The sequence below is a fragment of the Nostoc sp. KVJ20 genome, assembly GCF_001712795.1.
GTDB lineage: Bacteria > Cyanobacteriota > Cyanobacteriia > Cyanobacteriales > Nostocaceae > Nostoc.
In genome coordinates this window covers 12,230-36,850 of record NZ_KV757759.1, presented here as the reverse complement: position 1 = coordinate 36,850, position 24,621 = coordinate 12,230, and the positions used below count along the sequence as shown (strand labels likewise).

The following is a 24,621-nucleotide window of genomic DNA, read 5'->3' as shown; positions in this document are numbered from 1 at the left end:
AAGTGCTAAATATCAATCATTACCTCCACCTGTAAATCAGTAAAGCCAGCGATTTGCTGGTTGTCTTCCGTATTGTCAATCCGAATTTTTACATCAACTATTTTGTTGTCGGTATCTGCTTGAAGATTGCTATTAAAGATATTTTGTTTGCCAATTTGCAAACCAATATCTGCGACTTTTCCTCGTAATTTCCCTGGCAAAGCATCGCTAGTAATAATGGCCGACTGACCTAGACGTACTTTTTTAATATCAGTTTCATAGACTTCTGCTACCACATACATCTGTTGTGTGCGACCTAAATCAGCTATTCCTGTATTGCCGATAACTTCTCCAGGCCAAGCATTAATTTTCATGATTTGCCCGGTTATAGGCGATCGCACAATACTTAAATCCCACTCTGCCTTAGCCTGGTTAACTGAGGCTACTGCACTTTCGACATCAGCTTGAGCTGCTGCTATATCGGTAGGACGAATCTCGGCAATACTTTTGAGTCTGGCTTTGGCCTCCGTTAACTGCTTTTGCAGAGTTTCTACAGTGCGGTTGAGAGAAGCCCTAGCTTCATTGAGTTGCTGTTGAACTGTATCTACTCGCAAACGTTTAGTATCTGCGTCGGAAGCTGAAATCGCCCCGTCTTTGTATAACTGTTGATATCGCTGATTTTCGCTTTCAGCATTGCGCCACTCAGCCTCTAAACGAGCGATCGTTGCTTGTTGTGCAGAAGTTTCTCCGCGCAACTCAGCTTCTAAACGAGCAATGGTTGCTTTTTGTGCAGATATATCTCCAGCTTTTGCACCAGCTTTTACCTGGTTGAGACTAGCTTGGGCAACTATGACTTGTTGCTGGGCTTTTTCTAGCGCTGCAAGACGAGGAAAGTAACTGTCTAGAATTGCAACTACTTGCCCCTGTCGCACCCTATCTCCTTTGTTTACCATGAGTTTTGTGACCCTTACACCCCCTTGGGATTCTGGGGCCGACAGACGAATAACTTCTCCTTGAGGTTCTAAACGTCCTAAAGCAGCAATAGCAGTCATTTTAGGAGAACTATTTGGGGTAGGTAAAGGCTCAACTTTCGAGGACAACTGAAATCGTGAAAAGGTATAGAAAGTAACAGCACCAGTAGCTACAGCCATAGTAGTTGCTAACATGACCGGCCACCAACCTACAGGTTTGATGAATGGTTTGATGAATGACTGTTTTTGTTTTTGTACCATAATTTTAATGAGGGAATTAAGCCCCCCTCTTTTAAAGGGGGGTTGGGGGATCTTCCGCAGCCAGATATCACTAACATTAAGGGTATTGATTCATCAATCTATTAGTAGAATCAAACCACTGTGCAGAGTCACTAATCATTAGTTATTAGTCCAATAGAAATCACACCCACTCTTTAAGATGGTTTGAATTAGTCCGATGAAAGACAAAGTTTTTCCACCCACAAGGAACGGGGTATGCACCAATGACCAATAACTACTTAATCAACTTTCGGTAGAGCCATTCGGTACTTTATGCATCTAGTCAAAGATAGCTCTATTTGTTTAGCACTACCTCTTTTTTAGTTTTAACGATCGCTAAGTATTCACTACGAGTTCCATCTATGCGATAGTGGTCGCAGATTTGGCAGAGCTTCAAAATATCCAATCGACTAAATACTTTTTGATGCTCAATCCCGTTGTCATTTCTCCAGCGCCAGAAAGTTGTCCGGTCAATGCGGCGATTACTTTCTGGCCATCTTCGTCTGGATAAAAAATCTACTAGTTCCTCTTCAAAAAACGAGTAGCCTTTTGGTAACTTCAGGAGTTCTTCTCTTAACTTAATTAGCGGTATGAGTGGATCTAGCTCAGATAGTCTCATGCCAGCAAGCCCTTATATTTTCGTGACAGTAAAATTATGCAGAACGCTTCATACAACACGGGTCATCGCATTAAATTGCATTGTCATACTGTGCATTTATGAATATATAGAGGAACCAGCAAATCAGGTGAATTTATATTTATCTTCTCCCTATTGATCTATCTCTAGACATTCTTAAACAAACAGTATTGAATTACATCATTTAATCACTTACGATAAACGGAATGATACTCAATTGCAACCCACATGCAACATTATTGATGATAAGTAGTTAGCAATGTTTTTGGCATAAATCATAAATAATGTTTGCAATTCTTTATCAGTTTCCAACATTGTTATATCCTTGGTATTATTCAGCATATCGAAATAAGTCTTTGATTTGTGATTTATTTTTTGTTAACTAGAGTTTTTCATTCCTTAGATACAGCTACTAGTGGCTATTGTGACATTGGGTAAATAGATTTTTTTTTACAGTAATAGCTTTTGAAAAAATTAGCTTATTGATTAATGCATAATTTATTAAACAAATAAATCAACTTGTGGATAGATGTAAAAGCTATAGCAGCAATTCACAGATACCCAATCTTTGTAAAAAGATGGTTGTCTGTGTCTTTTAATACGCAAATAAACTACATACAGTTTAACTTGGTTGATAAATTAATGCTTTTTATTAGCACTTAACCTTCTTCTATCACTCTAGGCATAGTAAATATTTCAAGATAAAATACACATGCCTAATACGTAAAAAAAAATAGCTGCTCACTTTAACTAGACTCCTCAAACTATAAGAGAAGTCTTACATGAATGGCGCAAAATTCAATTGGAGTGGCAACATATTAAAAAAGATGAACTATCAGGACAAATATTTGACGGCGAGTTAGACCTTGCTTATGCCGTAATCAATGGAATTAAAGCGAGGGGAGAAAGAGGAAAACACAGTGTAGAACGTATTAATTTTAACTCTTCCTATCATTTTTAACTTTTCGTTACATAGTTATAAATTTCCATGCCGACTTACTTACTTAATTCAATGAGAATTATTGAAGCGAAGATATATGCAATTTCTATGCAATTTCTAAAATGTATTTTTACGATGTGACATACTAATTGAAATGAGTTTTAATAATTATGTGAGTGAAAGCGATCGCCCTCCAAAGACCCTAGATAAAATGAAACTACAGCGATTCATGCTCTCATTGCCAAGCTTTGATAACCAGCGACTAATTTTTCATTCAGCTCGCCAGACTCTTCGCAAAGCTGAAATGGCCCGCGTCGCGGTGCGTGAATGGCTCAATCAACATGATTGTGAGCTAGAAGAGTGGAAAAGTAAAAAAGCTTCTGAGTTGGGAATTAGTATTAGTAGACTTGAACAAAAGCTATTAGCTGCTGCTCAACATCAAGCCATAACAAATAAAGGAGATAACAATTCTAATCCAGAAGAAGATTCTGTATAGTTTAATACGTAGATTCTGAATAACTTACCTGATGTTAGCTAGCAAATGTGTAACCAAAACTATAGTACTGTTAATTTGAAGTTGCCTACAAAGTTTTGTTTGACAATATTTCATGTGGTAACACTTATCTCGTCGTATGCAAGTTGCATATCAATTGAAATGGAGAAGCGACTAGTTTAAGATTCAGTACAAGCAACCGTTGATAAGATAACACGGAGTAGGATAAGTTTTCTGGATGAAACTATCCAAGCTAAAACTGATCAACAACCAGGGCTATTTCATTCTCATCTATTCCGCCTCAGAATGAATTCTGAGTCTAATAGCGAAATTCGTCTAAAGACGGCTGAGAAAAGATTATAGTCTGTTTGCACAAACTGTAGTTATTAGCCTGAAGCTTGAGTGATGGGCAGTTTATGTCTAGAACCTAGAATGCAATAGCCCTGGATCAATAATTTATGTTTTAACGTTGAATCTCTAATTTTAAGAGATTTTTAGATACGTGAAATAGTTCAAGAAAGAAGTCATGATTATACATTTAGACTTCAGAATATTGCCATTAAAATCTCTTCCAGCAGGGTTATAACTCTTGAATCTTTAACTCAAAGCATATCAATCATCATCTATAACCCTAACTCTGTCTAAAAGCCGCTCAAATCTACCTTTTTTGTAGAGGTAATATTTTTATAAAAATCTCTACATCTTAATAAATCCAATAGTAAAGATAAAGTCATGGCTGCTTCTAAGATTGAAGCTGTTTTGGCACAGTTGCAAGAAGAAGTGAGCAATTGTGAACAAGCTCTACTCAAGCTCATACAGGTGAAAAAAGTTATGGTTGACAATGCACCACTAACCAGCGAAATAAAGACACATCGGCAAAAAACCGATATTGCCATTATCGGAATGGCTTCTATATTTCCCCAATCGAAAAATTTACAGGAATATTGGGAAACAATTATTCACAAAGTTGATTGTATTACTGATATTCCAGCTTCGCGTTGGAATGTAGAGGATTATTACGATCCTAATCCCAGAGCGTTTGATAAAACCTACTGTAAAAGAGGCGGATTTATCCCGGATGTGAATTTCAATCCGATGGAATTTGGGCTACCACCTAACAGCCTAGAAGTTACAGACATTTCGCAATTGCTAGGTTTAGTTGTTGCGAAAGCCGCGATGGAAGATGCCGGTTACGGCGAATCTCGGCAGTTTAGTCGTGAACGCACCGGTGTAATCTTAGGTGTAGCGCTGGGTAGGCAGTTGGCGGTTCCACTGACTGCGAGAATGCAGTACCCAGTTTGGGAAAAAGTTCTCAAAGGTAGCGGTTTATCCGATGAGGATACACAAAAAATCATTGAGAAAATCAAAAGCGCTTATGTGCAGTGGGATGAAAATGCCTTCCCCGGTATGCTGGCAAATGTAGTTACAGGAAGAATTGCCAACCGCTTAGATTTGGGTGGAACTAATTGTGTAGTCGATGCCGCCTGTGCAAGTTCATTGGGTGCGCTCAAAATGGCAATTAGTGAGCTAATTGAGCATCGAGCCGATATGATGATCACTGGCGGAGTTGACACCGACAACTCAATTATGGCCTACATGTGTTTCAGCAAAACTCCTGCTGTTTCCCAAGGTGAGAATGTCAAACCTTTTGATGCCGAATCTGATGGGATGATGCTGGGTGAAGGTGTGGGAATGTTAGTCCTGAAGCGCCTTGAGGATGCCCAGCGAGATAATGACCGAATCTATGCAGTCATTAAAGGTATTGGCACTTCTAGCGATGGCCGTTATAAAAGCATCTATGCACCGCGTCCTGAAGGTCAAGTCAGAGCCTTACATCGTGCTTACGAAGATGCCGGATTTTCACCTACCAGTGTTGGTTTGATTGAAGCACACGGTACTGGCACTATGGCTGGAGATCCAGCCGAATTTTCATCGATAAAAGAAGTTTTTGGCGAAAACAATCCCAAAAAACAACATATTGCCCTCGGAACTGTTAAATCGCAGATTGGACATACAAAAGCGGCTGCGGGTGCGGCGAGTTTGATTAAAACGGCTTTGGCTCTCCACCACAAAGTCTTACCAGCCACCATTAATGTCACCAAACCGCATCCTAAATTAGATATTGATAGTTCCCCATTTTATTTAAATACGGAAACTAGACCTTGGATTAGCAGCGATGAGCAACCAAGACGTGCAGGGGTAAGTTCTTTTGGCTTTGGCGGCACAAATTATCACGTTGTTTTGGAAGAATACACCAGTCAACATCAGCAACCTTATCGTTTACACAAACCTTCTCAGCCGGTGTTGCTGTTTGCGTCAACGCCGGAAGAATTGTTGTCGCGTTGTCAAGAAATTGGACAGCAATTGCAATCCGATACGGGAGAGCAACTTTATACAGAATTGATTTCGGCGTCTCAATCTTTAGAAATTCCGATCGCAAATGCCAGACTTGGATTTGTTGCTGATTCTCTCACTCAAGCTAGCGACTTATTACAAACAAGTATTGAGTTGCTAAGAAACAAGTTGCAAGCAGAATCTTGGGAACATCCCCAAGGAATTTACTACCGCAAAACTGGCATAGCAACAGAGGGGAAGGTGGTTGCCCTATTTTCTGGGCAAGGTTCGCAATATTTAGAAATGGGTCGGGAACTCTTAATTAATTTCCCTGAGTTGGGGCAGACCTATGCTCAAATTGACAACCTTTTACGCCAAGACGGTTTGCAGCCCCTTTCGGAGGTTGTTTTCCCTAACCCGGTGTTTGATTTAGATCAAAAGACTGCCCAGATGAAAATCTTGCAGCAAACAGAATATGCACAGCCGGCGATTGGGGCTTTTAGTGCTGGTTTGTACAAGATATTGCAACAAGCTGGGTTTAAGCCTGATTTTGTGGCAGGGCATAGCTTTGGAGAACTTACCGCTCTTTGGGCTGCGGGGGTTTTGAGTGAGAAAGATTACTTTTTCTTAGTCAAAACTAGGGGTCAAGCGATGGCTGCACCAGAAGATCCCGAATTGGATGCGGGAGCCATGCTGGCGGTAAAAGGGGATGTTAATCAGGTTACAGAACTGATTCAGAATTTCCCGCTGATTACCATTGCTAACCTGAATTCTCCAAATCAGATGGTGTTAGCAGGGACGAAAGCTGAAATTGCCAATGTAGAAGAAGCTCTGAAAACTCAAGGATTTTCTAGCATTTTATTGGGAGTTTCCGCAGCTTTCCATACTCCACTAGTAGCTTATGCACAGCAACCCTTTGCCAGAGCTATTGAAAAAGTCACTTTCAACGAGCCACAAATCCCGGTTTACACCAATGTGACTGGAAAGCGTTACCCAAATGACCCGCAAGTTATTCAAAAAGTCCTCAAAGAACATCTGAGGAATCAGGTGTTGTTTAAGCAGGAAATTGAGAATATTTATGCTGAAGGCGGTCATTGCTTTATTGAATTTGGGCCGCGGAGTGTTCTCACCAACTTGGTAAAAGATATTCTGAGCGATCGCCCTCATTTAGCTGTAGCTTTAAACACCAGTCATCTCAAAGATAGCGATCGCACTCTACGGCAAGCTGTTATTCAGTTGCGCGTTGCTGGATTACCTTTGCAAAACTTAGACCCCTATCAACTGGAGTACAAAATCCCAGAAGCTTCTCCAAATAAGGTCTTGAATGTCCGCTTAAATAGCACCAACTATGTATCAGAAAAAACAAAGCAGTCCTTTGAAAAAGCTATGCAAAATGGGCATCAAGTGAAATCCACCGTTGGAAATGGTAATCAACCAGCAACAGCTAACCCCTCTCATCCAGCAGAGAAAGTCGCAGTCAACGGTCAATCCACCGTTGGAAATGGCAACAAACCAGCAACAGCTAACCCCTCTCATCCAGCAGAGAAAGTCGCAGTCAACGGTCAATCCACCTTTGGAAATGGGAATAAACCAGCAACAGCTAACCCCTCTCATCCAGCAGAGAAAGTCGCAGTCAATGGTGGAGTAAAATCTGTGCAGAATGGGCAATCAGACCAACTAGATATCAAGTCTTTGCAACCTATTCCAGAACTTCCTCTAAGTTACCTAAGAGCTATAGACAACTTAGAGTACACATTAATAGAGTTCAATCGCCATCAACATGATATCTTGCAGGTTCACGAACAATCTTTGAACCATCAGACAGAATATACCAAAACCTTTTTCCAACTCATGCAGCAACAACATGCGTTGTGGGGAAATGGTAAATTCAGCGAGCCACAAACACAAACACAGCAATTAGTAGTCTCTAGTTCAGAACGCAGCATCATGCGGTTTCACGACCATCAAGCTGATAGCATCCGCATCCATGAGCAATATCTGAACCATCAGCAAGAATACACTAACAACTTTTTCCAATTGCTTCAGCGACATTATGAACAGTCGCCCAGCAGTACAAGTCTGATACCGCCAATTAACTATCAACCTAGTCCAGTAGTTCCACCAACCCAAAAGGATAACTCTGTTCTGGAAACTGCATCGGTTGATGTACCGAGTAACGGTTTTGCCACTAAATCTGAGCCAGTTTCAACTAATGGTAATGGCACAAATGGTAATGGCGCACATCATCAAGCAGCAGTTTTGGATATTAATCCATTAGAGGAGAATAAGACTGCAACTGTAGCGTTTGTACCCCCAGCACCCGCAGAACCAGTAATACCCACAGAACCAGTAGCACCAGCAGAACCAGTAGCACCCCCACCCCCAGCAGTAATCATTGATCAAGCCATCCTGAGCGAAACTCTGATTAACGTTGTTAGTGATAAAACAGGCTATCCAACGGAGATGCTAGACCTGACAATGGATATCGAGGCAGATTTGGGGATTGATTCCATCAAACGTGTGGAAATTCTCGGAGCGTTGTTAGAACTATATCCTGATTTGCCCAGGCCGAATCCCGAAGAAGTGGGACAGCTACGCACCCTCGGTCAAATAGCTGAGTATATGGGGAAAATTGCATCAGAAATCTCAGCAGCGATCCCTGCGGTGGGCCTTGTCAACGCACCTGTGGATGAAAATGGGCGAGATGGGAAGGATGGGGGAGATGACGGTGATGGGGGAGTAACAGTAACATCCCCTTCATCCCCTTCACCCTCTTCACCCTCTTCACCCCCCTCATCTCCAGAGCTTACTAACATTGTCTCTAACGTCGTGAGTGAAAAAACTGGCTACTCGATGACGATGTTAGATTTATCAATGGATCTTGAGACAGATTTGGGAATTGATCGCGTCAAACTTGTGGAAATTCTAGGAGCGTTGCTAGAACTATATCCTGATTTACCCAAGCTGAATTCAGAAGCATTGGCTCAATTACATACTCTCGGACAAATTGTTGCATATATAGAGAAGGGGGTGGGGACTGGGGACTGGGGACTAGGGACTGGGGAAGAGTTTTCCCAATCCCCATTACCCAATCCCCAATCCCCAATACCCAATCCCCAATCCCCAGTACCCAGTACCCAATCCCGAATTCTTCGCTCTCCTGTCAAACTCAAATATCTTCCTGAACCTGATTTTTTAGATTTCACGTTCCCAGATCAGCATATTGCATTGCTTACTGATGATGGTTCTCTCACCACGACGAAACTAGCTGAGACTCTGTTAAAGCGTGGCTGGAAAACTGTTGTCTTAACTTTTCCCTCAACTGTGATTTCTAAGCAATCTGCTTTACCTGAAGGGGTTAGCCGTGTAGTGCTTGCAGATTTGAGCGAGGAGCATTTGCAAGGACAGTTAACAGCGATCGCTAATAATTATGGTGCGATCGCTGCATTTATCCATCTAAATCCCTCAAATCACGAAGATACAAGCAAGAATGTCCGCTATTTGGAATCAGAAAAAGCTATTCTTCGCCATATCTTTCTCATCGCCAAATATCTCAAGGAACCACTGAATCAAGCAGCACTTCAAGGACGCAGTAGTTTTGTAACTGTGGCTCGTCTAGATGGCGAATTCGGACTAGGACACAAAACTAACTTCGGTGCAATTGGCGCTGGACTATTTGGACTCACTAAAAGTTTGAACCAGGAATGGGAATCTGTATTTTGCCGAGCGATCGACCTCAATCCTGATTTAGATGCCGAAATATCAGCACAGTATATCCTCGCTGAACTTCACGACCCCAATCTATTGGTTGTGGAAGTGGGATATAACTCACAAGGACGATCAACCTTAATATGTGAACAAGAAGAACAAAAAAACAGAGAGCAGCAAGTAGGAACAATCCCCTTTGCACCCAGCACCTTTTCTGCCAACCTTTTCCCCATCGCCAATGCCCAATCTCAAGTATTTCTCGTAAGTGGCGGTGCTAAAGGGATAACGGCTCAGTGTGCGATCAAACTAGCGCAACGTTATCAATGCAAATTTATCTTAATAGGTCGTTCCGCCGCCGATCCAGAACCCGTGTGGACTGAAGGCTACTTGAGTGAAGCTGATTTGAAAAAGCGGATTATGGAGGATTTCCTCGCTAGAGGCGAAAAACCCACACCTGCAATGGTGCAGAAAAAGTTTAACGTTATTTCATCTAGTCGGGAAATTGCTACAACCTTACAAGCCATTAAACAAGCGGGTGGGAAAGCTGAATATTTGAATGTTGATGTGACTGATGCGATCGCGCTTTCTGAACAAGTTGCTAATGCTGTGAAGCGTTTTGGCCCAGTGACAGGAATTATTCACGGGGCTGGTAATCTGGCTGATAAGCGGATTGAGAAAAAATCAGTCCAAGATTTTGAAACAGTTTATGCTGCCAAGGTTAAAGGTTTAGAAAATCTGTTGCGGTGTGTACCACCCAATCAATTGAATTATTTAGTCCTGTTTTCTTCTGTAGTTGGTTTCTACGGAAATGTCGGACAGACAGATTATGCGATCGCTAATGAAATTCTCAACAAATCAGCCCACCTTGTCAAACGCAACCATCCCCATTCTCATGTAGTAGCGATTAATTGGGGCCCTTGGGACAGTGGTATGGTTTCTCCCGAATTAAAGCAAGCTTTTGCTGAACGAAATATTGAGACTATTCCGATTGAAATTGGCACAGAGTTTTTAGTTGATGAATTAGCTAGTACAAATCAAGAAACTGTGCAAGTTGTGATTGGTAGTCCCCTGGTGTTTATCCCGGAAAAGCTACCAAGTGAGTTAAGAACTTTTCGTATCCAGCGGCAACTCACATTAGCTGCTAATCCTTTTTTACAAGACCATGTAATTGCTGGTTATCCAGTTCTACCAGCAACTTGTGGACTATTATGGATTGCTAATGCTTGTGAACAAATCTATCCTGGTTACAAAGCTTTCAGTTGTACAAATTATAAAGTTTTAAAGGGACTAATCTTCGATGAAAATTTACCAACCGAATACACTTTAGAATTGCAAGAAATTGCTAAACATGATATCAATGAGATAGATTTCGATGCCAAGATTTGGAGTAAAACTCCAGAAGGTAAAATCCGTTATCATTTCAGTAGCCAGATGAAACTGAAGCGGGAAGTTCCTAGTACCCCTACACTCGAATTTCTGAACTTAAGCCAGGATCATAGAATCACCGCTACGACTTCATCACTTTATCAAAATGGGGCAGCTACCTTATTTCACGGACTTACTTTTCAAGGCGTAAAATCTGTCTTAAATGCCACTCTGGATAAGATAACCATAGAATGCTACTTACCAGAACCAGCAAAAAGACAACAAGGACAATTCCCAGTCCAAACATTTAATCCCTATATTGCAGATGTGCAGATTCATGCATTTTGGATTTGGGCACAGCATTTTTATCAGGTAGCTTGTCTACCTTCGGAAATCAAAATTTTTGAACAGTTTGAAGCTGTCCCCTTTGATGAAACATTTTATGTTTCTTGTGAAATAAAATCTAAAACAGAATCGGGTTTAGTGGTTGATGTCATCGCCCATAATCAGCAAGGACAAATATATACCCGAATGCTTGGAGCAAAGGGAACTATTTTACCCAAGCAATTAGATGAAATTTAACTAGGAATTAGCCTAACTTTTCACTTAATTCGGAAAAGCTTCCTAACCCCAGGTAAGAAATTCAAAGTCTCTCTCCTTTAAGGAGCTACGGTGTAGAATTACCCCCCTACGGTGTACACACAAGTCAAATTACCCCCCTTAATCCCCCCTTGGCAAGGGGGGAAATAGAAAATCTAGTTCCCTCCCCTTTGCAAGTAAAATCCAACCAATCATTACTGATTTTCCAGAATGGGGAAATAGAAAATCTAGTTCCCTCCCCTTTGCAAGGGGAGGGTTAGGGTGGGGTAAAACCTCGATTAATCAGCATTTCAGACACCGTGGCCTTAAAGGAGAGAGGTTTTCCAGATACCGTAAAAAGTCAGGGAATCAGCAACTCAAAAATGTATATATCAGCTTGAGGAGACAGGTGATGGAAGAATTTGCAAAAAATAAAACTCCTAAAATAGCAATTGTGGGAATGGATTGCTATTTGGGTGGTGACTGCAAAGGATTAGATGCCTTTGAACGCAGTATTTATGAAGGAACTCAGCATTTTATTTCCATACCTCCTCAGCGATTGCAAGCAATAGAAGCCCAAGAAAAGTTGCTGAAAAACTATGGTTTTGCCGACGGTGCATTACCATTAGGCGCATACATCAAAGATTTTGAGATTGATGCTTTAGATTTGGAAATACCGCCAGAAGAAGTAGACAATTTTAATTCTCAAGAACTATTGATGCTTCAGGTAGCTGATAATGCCCTCAAAGATGCGGCACTTTCTCAAGGGACAAGAATAGCAATAATCATTGCTACTGCTACAGAACTAACTCTGGATCAACTTCCGAAAACAGAGCAGTTAAAAGCCATCGAACAAGATAATCAATATCCAAGTTACATCGAAAATGGACTGGCTGATTATATTTCCAAACTATGGAATTTTGCTGGACCTGCATTCACATTAATTGCTAAACACAATACTGTTTTTAAAGCTTTAGAACTTGCACAAAAGCTACTCACAATCAGAGAAGTAGATGCTGTTTTAGTCGGTGCAATCGAGCTTGCTGGGGATGGTGCTAGTGTTTTACGACGAAATCAAATAACAAAAGTTAACACAGGCGTGAATACTCTCAGTTATGACCAGAATGCCAATGGCTGGATAGTAGGCGAGGGTGCGGCGGCTGTAGTATTGAAGCTCCACGAAACAGCAAAACAAGAGAACAATCGCATATATGCAACGATTGACGCTCTCAGTGTCCTGAAAAATTCAACAAATCGCGTCTCCAGTTCCCAATCCCCAAATTCTGAAGCGGTGACACAAGTTTGTCAACAGGCTTTTCATCTTGCAGACATCAAACCGAAAGATATCAACTATTTGGAAGTTGTTGGTAGTGGTATTCCCCAGCAAGATGAGTCAGAAATTCAAGGTTTGCTCACAGCTTATCGCACATTTGAACCAAATTTAACTTGTGCGATCGGTAGTGTCAAAGCCAATATTGGTCATACACATACTGCATCGGGAGTAGTTAGTCTGGTTAAAACAGCACTCTGTTTATATCACCGCTATATTCCTGCGGTTCCCCAATGGTCTAGCCCCAAAACGCCAGAGATTTGGCAAGGTAGTCCTTTTTATGTCGCTTTTGAATCAAAACCCTGGTTTTTAGAAAAAGGAGCTAGCAGAAGAATAGCTGCGATTAATGGGATGGAGATAGATGGGAGTTACGCACATTTAATTTTGTCAGAGGAACCAAATCAGAGAGATCACAGCAGCCGATATTTAGAGCAAATGCCTTATTATGTATTTGCGATCGCAGCTGATGATCAATCAACTTTATTAGACGAAATCCGCACTCTTGAGCAAACGATTCAAAATTCTTCTTCCCTATCTGACGCTGCTAGTCAGACTTTCACAGCTTTTCAACAGCGTCAACAGGCAACTTATGCTCTAGCAATTCTCGGACACAATCAAGAGGAATTGCAACGGGAAATTCAGCACTCCCTCAAGGGTATTGCCCATGCCTTCGAGACAGGGAAAGACTGGCAAAGCCCTCTCGGTAGCTATTTTACGGCCAAACCGATGGGTCAAAGAGGTAAAGTTGCTTTCGTTTACCCAGGTGCTTTTAGTGCGTATATCGGATTAGGTCGAAATCTGTTTCGTTTGTTTCCTCAACTTTACGATGATCCCTTCATCAGAAGCATCTACAATCGTGTTGCCAACGTCGAAAAACTTATTTATCCCCGAAGCTTAGAAAAATTATCAACCAGGCAATTAGAAGCCCTTGAACAGCGATTGCTCAAAGATTCAGTAGCAGTACTCGAATCAGAAATGGCCTGTGCTGGGCTGATGACAGCAATTCTGAAAAATTATTTCCAACTCAAGCCCCAATCTGCTTTTGGTTATAGCTTGGGCGAAATTAGCATGATGTTGGCTCAGGGTGTCTGGACTGAGTTTCAAGAAGGTAGTGAGGGCTTTAACTCATCATCTCTGCTGAAGACGAGGCTATCTGGCCCCAAAAATGCTGTGCGCGAGTATTGGGGATTACCTCAAGGACAAGATGAGCAAGGCGAAGATTTTTGGCGCAACTATATTCTCATGTGTCCAGTCTCGCGTGTTCAGGAAGCTATTAAAGATGAAAAGCATGTCTATTTGCCTTTAATTAATACTACAGAAGAAGTTGCGATCGCTGGTGATATCCAAGCCTGTCAGCGAGTGATTGCCAACTTAAATTGTAATGCTTTTTCTGCTCCCTTCACCCATGTAATTCATTGCGAGACAATGCGCTCTGAATACGATGAACTTGTGAGATTAAATACATTACCTACTCAAAACGTACCAGATACTATTTTCTATTCCGCAGCCGAGTATAAACCCATTGCCCTTGACAGCCATTCTATTGCTCACAACATTGCTCAAAACCTCTGTCAACAGCTTAATTTCCCTCAGCTAATTAACCGCGTCTATGAAGATGGTTTCAAAATATTCATCGAAGTAGGTGCCGGTAGTAACTGTTCTAGATGGATTGATAAAACCCTCAATGCAAAAGAACACATCACAGTGTCTCTTAATAAAAGAGGTGTAGACGATCATACTTCTATTATCAAAGCCTTAGCAAAACTCCTCAGTCATCGGGTTAATTTAGATTTATCACCACTATATTCTCAAGAACCAAAAGTTTCCCAAAAAAACAATTCTAGGGTGAGATTTATAACCTTAGACAGTAGCAAGATTAATTACACATCTTTGAACAATAATAAACAAGAAAAACTTCAAGACATCTCTTTTAGCCATCCCATTAACACTGCTAATCAACAGCAGCATAAACTACCAGATTTTAAGGAATTAGCACAAATGAATTCTTCTTTGTTTCAAACTACAATTACAAGTCCTGTCAACACCTCTAGAAATACAGAACATATCCAACAGCAAAAAGGTCTTAAAAATGGTAGCGAATCGACTCGGCTATTGCTACAAGAGCGTAATTTAGAAACTGTAGAGAAATCAGAAAATAACGAAACTTGGATAACAGAACAGGAAAATTATCAATCCATTCTGACTTCTAGTTTGACAATTTCTCATGTTATTGATGAACCCCATTGTCTCAATTTACGTAGCCCTTACTATCAAAAGCTAAGTGAAAATGCTTCTCGTATGACCAAAACTCATGCTGTTTTTTTACAAGCGCGACAGGAGTCACTAAAGCAAATCAGCGCCATAATTCAGTTGCAAATGGCTTGTTATCAAAGGTTATTTGAATAAAATCTAAATTTTCATACTTTTATGCAGCTACATTATCTGACTGGAGAAATAAAAGCATGATAGGCGCAAACAATATACTAAACAAAAATGGTAATTACCTGAAAGTATCAGACTTTTCTTACCATCAAAATCAAGCTTGGCAAGGTGCTTTAGATTCTGTCTCTTTTAACGAAAAAGGCATAAAATCTAAATTACTAAATTTAGAAAAACCTTGTTATATTATTAGAGTCGAAGGAAAAATTGGCGCAACTAACGAAGGTTATTTATATCCTTACAACCAAGAAAAGTCTGAGGATGTAGAAACATTAATAGCTGTTCCACCGTTATCAATTCGACAATTAGGTGATCCAACTTTTCTCAGCTTTCATGGCGTAAAATACGCTTATGCCACGGGCGCAATGGCTCAAGGAATTGCTTCTGAAGAACTAGTAATTGCCCTTGGTAAAGAGAAAATCCTAAGTTCATTTGGTGCTGGTGGCTTATCTCCTGCTCGCGTCGAAGCAGCCATTAACCATATTCAAAAAGCTTTACCCCAAGGGCCTTACGCATTTAACTTACTCCACAGTCCCAGTGAACCTGCTATTGAACGCGGCGTTGTTGATTTGTATCTTAAATATCAGGTAAGAACAATCGAAGCTTCCGCCTTCCTCGATTTGACTGACAACATTGTTTACTACCGCGCTGCTGGACTTGGTTTGAATGCAGCCAATCAAATCGAAATCAAAAATAAAATTATTGCCAAAATTTCTCGGAGAGAAGTTGCAACTAAATTTCTGCAACCTGCTCCCACAAAAATCTTAAAACAATTAGTTGAGCAAGGTCTTATTAGTGAATTACAAGCAAGTCTAGCTGAAAAAATTCCTGTAGCTGATGATATTACTGTAGAAGCTGATTCTGGTGGTCATACAGATAATCGTCCTTTGGTTTGTCTTTTACCATCTATTTTGGAATTGAGAGATGAAATTCAAAGAAAATTTTCTTATGAAAAACCAGTCAGAGTCGGAGTAGCAGGAGGAATTGCTACGCCACAATCAGCATTAGCTGCCTTTATGATGGGGGCTGCTTATGTTGTGACCGGCTCAATTAATCAATCTTGTATTGAAGCTGGAACTTCTCAACATACTAAACAATTGCTGGCTCAAGCCGAGATGGCTGATGTAATGATGGCTCCGGCGGCAGATATGTTTGAAATGGGGGTAAAACTCCAAGTTCTCAAAAGAGGAACTCTCTTTCCTTTGCGAGCACAAAAACTGTTTGAGTTATACAAAAACTATGACTCAATTGAAGATATTCCACTAGCAGAAAGAGAGAAATTAGAAAAACAAGTTTTACAAAAGAGTTTGGAAGCAGTTTGGGAAGAAACAGTTAGTTATTTATCTCAACGTAATCCCGATAAATTAACCAAAGCTGTTAATAATCCCAAACTGAAGATGGCTCTAATTTTCCGCTGGTATCTGGGATTATCATCTCGTTGGTCTAACTTTGGGGAAAAAGGAAGAGAAATGGATTATCAAATTTGGTGTGGCCCAGCTATGGGCAGCTTCAATGACTGGGTTAGAGGTTCTTATTTATCTGAATCAAATAATCGCCAAGTCGTTGATATTGCTAATCAGATTATGACCGGAGCGGCATTTTTATACCGGATGCAAAGTTTGAAAATGCAGGGTTTACAAATGCCATCTTATTACAGTGAATATCGTCCATCTACTGCTAATTAAAGGAGGAAAATCAGATGAGCACTGTTAAAATTGATAACCGAATTCCCAAGATCCAAAATAAGCTTTTCGAGCAGGCACATACTAATCCCTTAGAATTAAAAACTGTCGCTATAGCGATGAGCAAGCAGGGAATTAAAGGAGAAAAACTTTACTCTCATCCGGGAATGCTCCCATTACCCGTACCAATTTGTGAGTATTTACTTTCCTTTAATGCTCGTCAAATGTCAATTTTATCTGCGACATTTTTTGCTAACTTATACAAGTATGTTGCCAATAGCGAATATCAGTCTCTCATTTCCAACATGAGTATTGCCGAAAAAGTTTTTTCTTCCTACTCGGATGAATTTATGATTCTTCATCAGGAAACTAATGAAGAAATGGATCATATTTGGTCTTTTAGAACCGTATATAGTATGGTTTGCCGAGAAATAGGAATTCAAAGCTCCTTTGATGAGCCTGGTTTTTTCTATGGTTCTGTTGGTGCAATACCTCAATCAGATTTTGACAGTTTCGATACCCGTTTTACTTTTAATGAAGATTTAAATGAAACTCTGTTGAATCTTCAAAAGGGGAAAAGCTCTCTTAAAGAGATTATCAAACAGACACAGCAACAAGGTCAAAATTTTACATATCGAACTTTACGCTTCATGATTGGGGATGCTATGAGGATGCTACCCGCCGAAAAAGTCCAAGAAAGTGGCTTAGGTAGTTTGGCTCTGCTGTATCGGTACATGGCTAATGTGGAATTAAAAAAAAGCGAAGCCTATTTATTTGATTCTCCCGAAAAGTTTGATTATGAACCATTAGCTTTTGAATTGAATCAGGGTCACTTAACAGATGAAGCACGTCATTACACAACATCTTTTGATTTAGGAGTAGAACTGTATAGGGTAGCTCCTCCAGAAGCTCAAGATTTCATTCGATATTTCATACAGCTAATTGTGGAAGACTACATTAGTGCTAGTTTCACAACTTATTTGGAGAAGTTAGACCTGACTGTGCAAGGAGTCATGTTAACTGATGTTAGAATCGGGCTAAACTCACTAAGTATGTCTCTGCACCATCCTGAGTTAGCTGATAAGCAAGTAGATATAAATCAATTAGTTCATTCTTGGAGACAGGTGAGTTCAAAGTGGCGCAATATCATTGGTTACATGGAACAAAAGAGTTGGCAATACAAATCTCAGCAGCTAGAGCGTCTGATTAAAGAACTGGGATTGGAGTTAAACACAACTAAGCTAGGTAACCGCTATCAGCGTTACAAGGATGCTTTGGCAATTAAGGAAATTCAAAAAGTTGTTGAAGTTGCCTAAGGTTTGCTAAATCTGCTAACCCTATTTCCTGAACCTAGTGAGTTGAGAAATGATAGTATCTATTCATTTTGAAGACGATCAAAAAACAGTTCAAGTTGAAGCAAACCAACGCTTAACTCAGGTTTGTGATGATCATCCTAGTTCAATTTTATTTGGTTGTCGTTGCGTTGCTTGCGGAACCTGCCTCATAGAAGTTGTAAGTGGGATGGAAAATCTAACTCCTGTGATGGATGAAGAACGGATTTTGCTTGATGTGTTGGCTCCAGATAATCCCAATATTCGCCTAGCTTGTCAATGCATTGTGCAGGGTGATATTCGCATTCGGGTCGCTGATTAGTTGACAAATTGTATATAGCCCGATGTGCGTTTAAGAGATTAGGACTTACGCAAAACTATAGGCTGTAGGGGTAATCAATGTAAATGCAAAGCTGCCCCTAACTGAAAATCATTTTTTGACTATTGTTTGCGTAAGTCTTAGAGTATGTTTGAAAAGTCCTCTTCTCGGTATCAAAAGTTTTAGATCCCCCTAAATCCACGCCAGTTGCTCATGGGGGAAACCCCCAAGACCGCACTGGCTCCCCTTAACAAGGGGGACTTTAATTCCGGTTCCCCCCTTTTTAAGGGGGGTTAGGGGGGATCAACAAGTGCCTAAAATCACAGACAATTACTTTTCAAACATCCTCTAACAGATATGAAGCAGTAGTGAAAGTTAAAACATTTTCTAGTATCTCCTAGCTTCAACTTTTCCAAAATTTTAGTGAGTATAGCAATTCTATTGATGCTATGAACAAGAATTATCAGTTTTTAACTTGTTCATATCCTATTTAGAAATGCTACATATCAAATTCCTTTTACTTCAGAGGTGTGTAAATGAGTCAGTCTACTCCTGAGACAACTAAAAAGCAGTCTTATACCGCAGAAGAAATTCAAGCTTGGTTAGTATCTCATATTGCAGAGCAGTTAGGAGTTGAACCCAAAGATATAGATGTCAGTCAGCCTTTAGATAGTTACGGTTTAGAGTCAGCGCAGGCAATGTTTCTTGTTAGCAAAGCAGAGAAATTGTTTGGTTTTGAGCTATCTCCAATTCTATTGTGGCATTACCCCACTATTGAAACTCTATCCCAGCGTTTAGCTGAAGAATCTAAAGCTTCGCAGTCAGAGATTTTTGAGATTTGAACATCAAAGCTGTTCTTGAAAAATTTACATAACAAAACTTTGATAGTTTAAAACTATGAATATATCCAGGTTTTAGCAAAGCTTACTCTACAGGTTGTTAAATAATGACAACCTCCATAGAAACTAAGCTTGCAAACATTAGTCGTTAGAACAAATCAAAAGTAAATATGATTTACAACAGGAAACTGGGACGCATCGAGCAAGCTATGGAAATCTTAAATAGCCGTGCTAAAACCTGGAACATAGTAACTATTAGTCGCATCAAGGGCTATATCTGCGAAGAAACTCTAGCACAAGCTTTAGACGTGATTCAGTGTCGTCACCCTCGTCTAAATTCTCAAATTGTTCGTTCTAAGAATAGTCTCAGTTTTCAAAATCAAGGAACTGCAAAGATTGCTTTACGGGTTGTAAGGCAGTCAAATAATCAGCAGTGGCAAGAAGTAGTTTGTGAAGAGATGAACGAAAAAATTGATAGTAGCAAAGGTCTGCTACGAGTGGTTCTTGTTCATCTGGTGGGTGCGGAGCATATAACTTACCTAATTACAACAATACACCATGCGATCGCAGATGGTTTATCATCCATCCAACTTCACTCCGAAATATTGACTTGTTGCCAAAAAATTGTGTCTGGTGAACCAATCAATCCAGGTGCTAGCTTAACTCCACTTCCACCCATCGAAGAATTAATGCCCGAATGGACTAAAGGGTTCAGAGGTAGGATAAACAGCATTATATTGTTGTTACAGCTTGGATTACAAAAAATCTGGAATCGACCCAAAACATTAGGTTTTGAAAAGTACGTATCTATTGCGAAGCGTCGTTGCAATATTATCCACAGACAACTTGACCAAGATTTAACCCAAAAGTTTGTCGATCATTGTCGGCAAGAAAATACAACAGTACATAGTGCATTGTGTGCTGTAATGATGTTTACAATTGGGAGAAAAATAATCAAAGGTAATAGAAAAAATATACGACTAAATTGCCTATCATATTTTGATTTGAGGAGGCATCTGGAACCAGCAATCAGTGATAATCATCTAGCTGTATTAGCCTCCTCTAGCATGGGATTTTATAGCATTAAAAAAAATACGTCCTTATGGGAATTAGCCCGCGAGGTAAAACAAAAGCTTGAAGTTAGTAAAAAATCTGGTGATCTCTTTAAAATGATTTTGATTGCCAAGGATCTTATAGATTTTTGTTTTATCTACCCCAGGCAAGTAGCTGCCACGGTGTCTGTTTCTAATGTTGGCAGAGTCAATATTCCCCAACATTACGGTGAATTTGAACTAGAAGAAATCAGTTTTGCTGGTTCCCATGCTTTGTATGCAGGTGTTTTTATTATCCACGCCTCAACTTTTCAAGGAAAAATGCTGTTGAATTTTGTCTTTTCTGAACCTTCAATTAGTCAGAATACTATGGAGACTCTTGTCAATAACGTTATGTCTTATATTCTTGAGATTTGCAATTTAAGTTTAGACTTTAGTTTAACGTGCAACTAGTACCGCACAACGTAAATAAGCCACCCATTTTAAATTTCTGAAACCCTTGTAAACAATGAATGACGAATTCCGTTAGCGTAGCGGTAGTTAGTCCGCGTTAGCGACGCAGGAGCGTCGCGTCATTACGAATTACGAATTACGCCTTGCGGCAATAGGCTATTCATTGCTCAATTGAAAGGCTAAGAAATCAAAGCGTAACGCGAGAGTGATTAGTTCTTCAGATACGACTCTCACTCTTTAACGTGGCATTGGTTTTTCCGTTCCGGCGTATGTACCAATGACCAATGACTACTTAATGAATATTTTGAACCAATTAGGAGATTCTAAAACAATGAACGCATCAAAACTTGTCGCAAATCTTACTGAACAAGGTGTTCATTTATGGGTTGATAACGACAAATTAAAGATTCGCTCACCAAAAGGAGTAATCACATTAGAGATGCAAGCAGAAATAGTCGCTTGTAAAGCAGAGATTGTGGCATTTTTACACGAGATGGATGTAGCTGCTGACTTAGAGTGTGTTCCTTTAAGTCAAGGACTCAACTTACAAACCATTGGTCGTCTAATTGGGGGATTTACAGAACAATCAACAGTGGAGTATAAGCCACCAATCATCGATCCTAAAGTTATGGCTCAAAAACTGATAGTTACATTTAAACCTTTACCTAATAGTTACAACAATCAAGAAATTCTGAAATTCCGCCAAGAATTGGAGGTTAAGCTGATAAATTATGGGGTTAAAGTATTAACTTGGGAAGAAGCGATCGCAGAATTTAACTATGACCTAACAATTCCAGTAATTAACAAAAAGAAAAACTTCAAATTCAAAGGAGTTAAATCAGAAGTTAATGCAATTATTGATGTAGAAATACCTCATTCAATTCTAAGAAAAGTTGGTGTTTTTACAGCAGAGGCTCTCTATCTATTTTATTCTAAATTCGTTTTAAATGGTCGTAAGATACCTGTCATAAAAATGGCTCGATTAAGCAGTTGGGCTGAGGATCATGCAGCTAAGTATGTTGATAATCCTAGTAAGACACAAGTAATTACAATTACTGACATAGACCATGATTTTATCAACCCTCTTATTCCGTATAAACAGAAAATAAATATTGGGTTAAATACTTTAATTAGAACATTTTCAGAGATTGTTGTTGGAGTATCATCTGATAAAATTTCTATATTAAACATGAATCTTTCAGACTCTATTTTCTCTAAAAATGAGATAGATAGGTTTGTCTTAAAATCACTAATACCTAAAGTTTTTGTACCGATCGCACCACTTTTGTTGAGCCGATTTGAGTTAGGAAAATATAATCCTAAAGAATCTATCTACGCTCAAAAATTAGTAAAATTGGGTCAAGAATTAGCATCAACAGGTTTATTCCCACCTGGTTTTAAGTTAGACGAAGTTATCAAAAGGAAATCTCACAGAGATATTGTCAGCGTCATTATAAATGGTAGAACAGGTGTCTCCTATGGCTTTGTTGCCTATGCTGAACCTCCACAATATTTTGGAGATATAGAATTAACTAAAAATGAGTGGGAAGGTCTATTACCTGTTAAGGGATTTAGTAGTAACGAACTTCGTCAAAATGAAAAAGGTAGACGCTATGTCAAAATTAAGCTGCTAGAAGAATATGTATTTAGGCAAGTACCTGATATTTGGCTTGTAAGTTCTCGTTCAGGGTCAAATAAAACAAACTTGAATATCGCTGATGATATTATCAGAATTGGTTTGAAAGAAAAGCTATATCTCCAACTACCTAAAGTGATTCAGTCGGAGTTAGCAGATATGAAACCTTCTTATGATATTTATGTCATGCTGGCGATTAGTCTTTCGGCGGCTTTGTATACACCAGAATTAATTAAAGATGGTGCGGCAATTGTTCATTTCCACGGCTACCCAGCATTTGATTGGTTTAAACCAAATGAATACTGTGTTGGAGTACATAATCCTTCAGTACCTTGTGGAACCTATGAATCTGGTGTATTCAACTTTCTGGGTATTTCTAGCTTGGCTGGAAAACAAGCAAGAGATATATCTTTAGTTAGTTTGATAGAACCAGATCATGGCACAAATTTTATAGCTCATGATTTGGATTATCTAGTCGAAAGATTGAAAGCTGGATGTTCAGATGGGGAAATTGAACTAGGTGGAAAACATTTTGCCTCTCTCAAATCAAAAGTAGAAGAATACAGAATCTAAATTTGTGAAATAGGCTCTTAATATCACTGTTTAGTCGTTAGAGGTTGCTATATAAGCATACTTCAAAAAGGTGATTTTCTTTGCTACGGAATACCTGCGCGTAGCCAAGCTTTAATAGTAGGGATACGATACAATACAGCAAAGCTGAAGCAGCTAATCACGATTAAACTTAGGTCATTCGTATAAAAATGCTAGAAATAACGCTCTAGTATTTTTACACGAATGACTTTTTAGTTTGGATCAAAAATTTCTCAAGTATTTATCAAGTTGCATATGAGTTGCATATGAGTTGCGATTGAGTATCTCGCCGTCATAATATGCTTATAAATCACAACTGGAGGAGATTATTAGGCAGTGTTAAAAAGATTCTTACTATATATGAGAATCAATGACGCACCTGAAATCAAACCAGCAACACAGTGGTAGATTAAATCTGTGAATATCGAAAACAAAACTCTTCTCATCACAGAAATTAATGGGTTTATCGGCTTGCGTTTTGCTGAGTTAGCCATAGCAAAGGGAATGAAAGTCCGTGGGCTGCAAAGTTCCCCAGATAAAGCTAAAGCAAAAAAAGCGCAAAAGCTAGACATTGAGGTGATTGCTGGTAGTGTTACTAACCCAGCTATTGTCAAAATTGCTTGTCAGGGAGTAGATGTAGTTGCACATACGGCTGAACTAGCGAAAGAAGGTGGATCACTTGACTATTTTCGCGAGGTAAATGTTGGCGGCACTGTCAATACAGCTAAAGCTGCTAAGAATGCTGGTGTTAAAACCTTTGTGCATCTTTCAAGTGGGATGGTCTACGGCTTCAACTATTGCGATCGCATTACAGAATTTGGGCCATTGTCTGGAGATAATAATCCCTACTGTCAAACGAAAATAGAAGCCGAAGAAGCAATATTACCACTAAATTCCCCACCAGATTTTGGCCTCATCATCATTAGAGCAGGTGATGTTTATGGCCCAGGAAGTATTCCTTGGATAGTCCGACCCATTTTGATGATGCGTCAAAAAGAATTTGTCTATGTCAATGATGGGAGAGGAGTTATCAATCATGTATACATAGACAACTTGATTGATGCTATCTTTTTGGCGATCGAAAAAGAAACCTACGGTGAAATATTTAATATCACTGATGGACAAGAAACTTCTTGGAAAGAATATTTTACCTATTTGGTAGAAATGGCAGGTACGCCTACACCCATATCTCTGCCAAAAGATGAACTCCAACTTCTGATAAAACTACGTTCCCAAGGGCAGAAACTATTTGGCAAAAAAGCCGATATTCTGCCGGAATCTATAGATTTTATCACTCGTCCCTATGCTTATTCAATTGCTAAAGCAGAAAGTCTTTTGGATTATAAACCCAAAATTGATTTGCAAGAGGGGATGCAGCGCATACAAGAATGGCTACAAAAAGCAGACATCTAAATGATAATTTAGTCGCTGTAGTCGATTTATAAAGTTTCAATACCAAGTGTAAGACCATCAACCACACATATCAAGCGTTAGACCATTAACCATACATACCAAGTGTTAGACCATCAACCACACATACCAAGTGTTAGACCATCTTAATAAGCAACACAGTTCAGATAAGCCCAAAACACTTGTAGAGACGGCGATTCATCGCGTCTTCAAAGACAAATTATCTACACTAGTAACCTTAACTGAACCGTATT

At 39.6% G+C, this 24,621-nt stretch carries 12 protein-coding genes; 10 read left to right on the top strand and 2 right to left on the bottom strand.

Features of this window, described 5'->3' with window-relative positions; all coding sequences use genetic code 11:
* Positions 1–5 precede the first annotated feature (5 nt).
* Both A4S05_RS35455 and A4S05_RS35450 read right to left on the bottom strand, forming a co-directional pair.
* Positions 6–1,211 (bottom strand): ABC exporter membrane fusion protein, encoded by a 1,206-nt coding sequence (locus A4S05_RS35455; RefSeq protein WP_069074444.1) that lies wholly within the window; start codon positions 1,209–1,211, stop codon positions 6–8.
* 313 nt (positions 1,212–1,524) lie between these two features.
* On the bottom strand, positions 1,525–1,848 hold the full coding sequence (locus A4S05_RS35450) for a hypothetical protein (protein WP_069074443.1): 324 nt from the start codon (positions 1,846–1,848) through the stop codon (positions 1,525–1,527).
* Between the two features lie 1,112 nt (positions 1,849–2,960).
* Between A4S05_RS35450 and A4S05_RS35445 the strand changes: the two genes are divergently transcribed.
* The 10 genes from A4S05_RS35445 to A4S05_RS35400 all read left to right on the top strand — a co-directional run bounded on the left by A4S05_RS35445 (position 2,961) and on the right by A4S05_RS35400 (position 24,370).
* Complete coding sequence (locus A4S05_RS35445) at positions 2,961–3,302, top strand: hypothetical protein (RefSeq protein WP_370684515.1); 342 nt, start codon at positions 2,961–2,963, stop codon at positions 3,300–3,302.
* Positions 3,303–4,031: 729 nt separating this feature from the next.
* Complete coding sequence (locus A4S05_RS35440; protein ID WP_069074442.1) at positions 4,032–11,288, top strand: type I polyketide synthase; 7,257 nt, start codon at positions 4,032–4,034, stop codon at positions 11,286–11,288.
* 409 nt (positions 11,289–11,697) lie between these two features.
* On the top strand, positions 11,698–15,021 hold the full coding sequence (locus A4S05_RS35435) for a PfaB family protein (protein WP_069074441.1): 3,324 nt from the start codon (positions 11,698–11,700) through the stop codon (positions 15,019–15,021).
* 56 nt (positions 15,022–15,077) lie between these two features.
* A complete protein-coding gene (locus A4S05_RS35430) occupies positions 15,078–16,739 on the top strand; it encodes a PfaD family polyunsaturated fatty acid/polyketide biosynthesis protein (RefSeq protein WP_069074440.1) in 1,662 nt (553 codons plus the stop codon).
* A 14-nt stretch (positions 16,740–16,753) separates the two neighbouring features.
* Positions 16,754–18,052, top strand: coding sequence for a hypothetical protein (locus A4S05_RS35425; RefSeq protein WP_069074439.1), 1,299 nt, complete (start codon positions 16,754–16,756; stop codon positions 18,050–18,052).
* A 49-nt stretch (positions 18,053–18,101) separates the two neighbouring features.
* Positions 18,102–18,389, top strand: a complete 288-nt coding sequence (locus A4S05_RS35420; RefSeq protein ID WP_069074438.1) for a 2Fe-2S iron-sulfur cluster-binding protein — start codon at positions 18,102–18,104, stop codon at positions 18,387–18,389.
* A gap of 533 nt (positions 18,390–18,922) precedes the next feature.
* Complete coding sequence (locus A4S05_RS35415; RefSeq protein ID WP_069074437.1) at positions 18,923–19,228, top strand: phosphopantetheine-binding protein; 306 nt, start codon at positions 18,923–18,925, stop codon at positions 19,226–19,228.
* Between the two features lie 167 nt (positions 19,229–19,395).
* Positions 19,396–20,730, top strand: a complete 1,335-nt coding sequence (locus A4S05_RS35410) for a phthiocerol/phthiodiolone dimycocerosyl transferase family protein (protein WP_069074436.1) — start codon at positions 19,396–19,398, stop codon at positions 20,728–20,730.
* 331 nt (positions 20,731–21,061) lie between these two features.
* Positions 21,062–22,939 (top strand): TubC N-terminal docking domain-related protein, encoded by a 1,878-nt coding sequence (locus tag A4S05_RS35405; protein ID WP_069074452.1) that lies wholly within the window; start codon positions 21,062–21,064, stop codon positions 22,937–22,939.
* A gap of 435 nt (positions 22,940–23,374) precedes the next feature.
* Complete coding sequence (locus tag A4S05_RS35400; protein ID WP_069074435.1) at positions 23,375–24,370, top strand: NAD-dependent epimerase/dehydratase family protein; 996 nt, start codon at positions 23,375–23,377, stop codon at positions 24,368–24,370.
* Positions 24,371–24,621: the final 251 nt, after the last annotated feature.

Coding starts and splice junctions, on each gene's coding strand:
- A4S05_RS35455 (WP_069074444.1), bottom strand. CDS start 1,211: ATGGTACAAAAACAAAAACAGTCATTCATCAAACCATTCATCAAACCT.
- A4S05_RS35450 (WP_069074443.1), bottom strand. CDS start 1,848: ATGAGACTATCTGAGCTAGATCCACTCATACCGCTAATTAAGTTAAGA.
- A4S05_RS35445 (WP_370684515.1), top strand. CDS start 2,961: ATGAGTTTTAATAATTATGTGAGTGAAAGCGATCGCCCTCCAAAGACC.
- A4S05_RS35440 (WP_069074442.1), top strand. CDS start 4,032: ATGGCTGCTTCTAAGATTGAAGCTGTTTTGGCACAGTTGCAAGAAGAA.
- A4S05_RS35435 (WP_069074441.1), top strand. CDS start 11,698: ATGGAAGAATTTGCAAAAAATAAAACTCCTAAAATAGCAATTGTGGGA.
- A4S05_RS35430 (WP_069074440.1), top strand. CDS start 15,078: ATGATAGGCGCAAACAATATACTAAACAAAAATGGTAATTACCTGAAA.
- A4S05_RS35425 (WP_069074439.1), top strand. CDS start 16,754: ATGAGCACTGTTAAAATTGATAACCGAATTCCCAAGATCCAAAATAAG.
- A4S05_RS35420 (WP_069074438.1), top strand. CDS start 18,102: ATGATAGTATCTATTCATTTTGAAGACGATCAAAAAACAGTTCAAGTT.
- A4S05_RS35415 (WP_069074437.1), top strand. CDS start 18,923: ATGAGTCAGTCTACTCCTGAGACAACTAAAAAGCAGTCTTATACCGCA.
- A4S05_RS35410 (WP_069074436.1), top strand. CDS start 19,396: ATGATTTACAACAGGAAACTGGGACGCATCGAGCAAGCTATGGAAATC.
- A4S05_RS35405 (WP_069074452.1), top strand. CDS start 21,062: ATGAACGCATCAAAACTTGTCGCAAATCTTACTGAACAAGGTGTTCAT.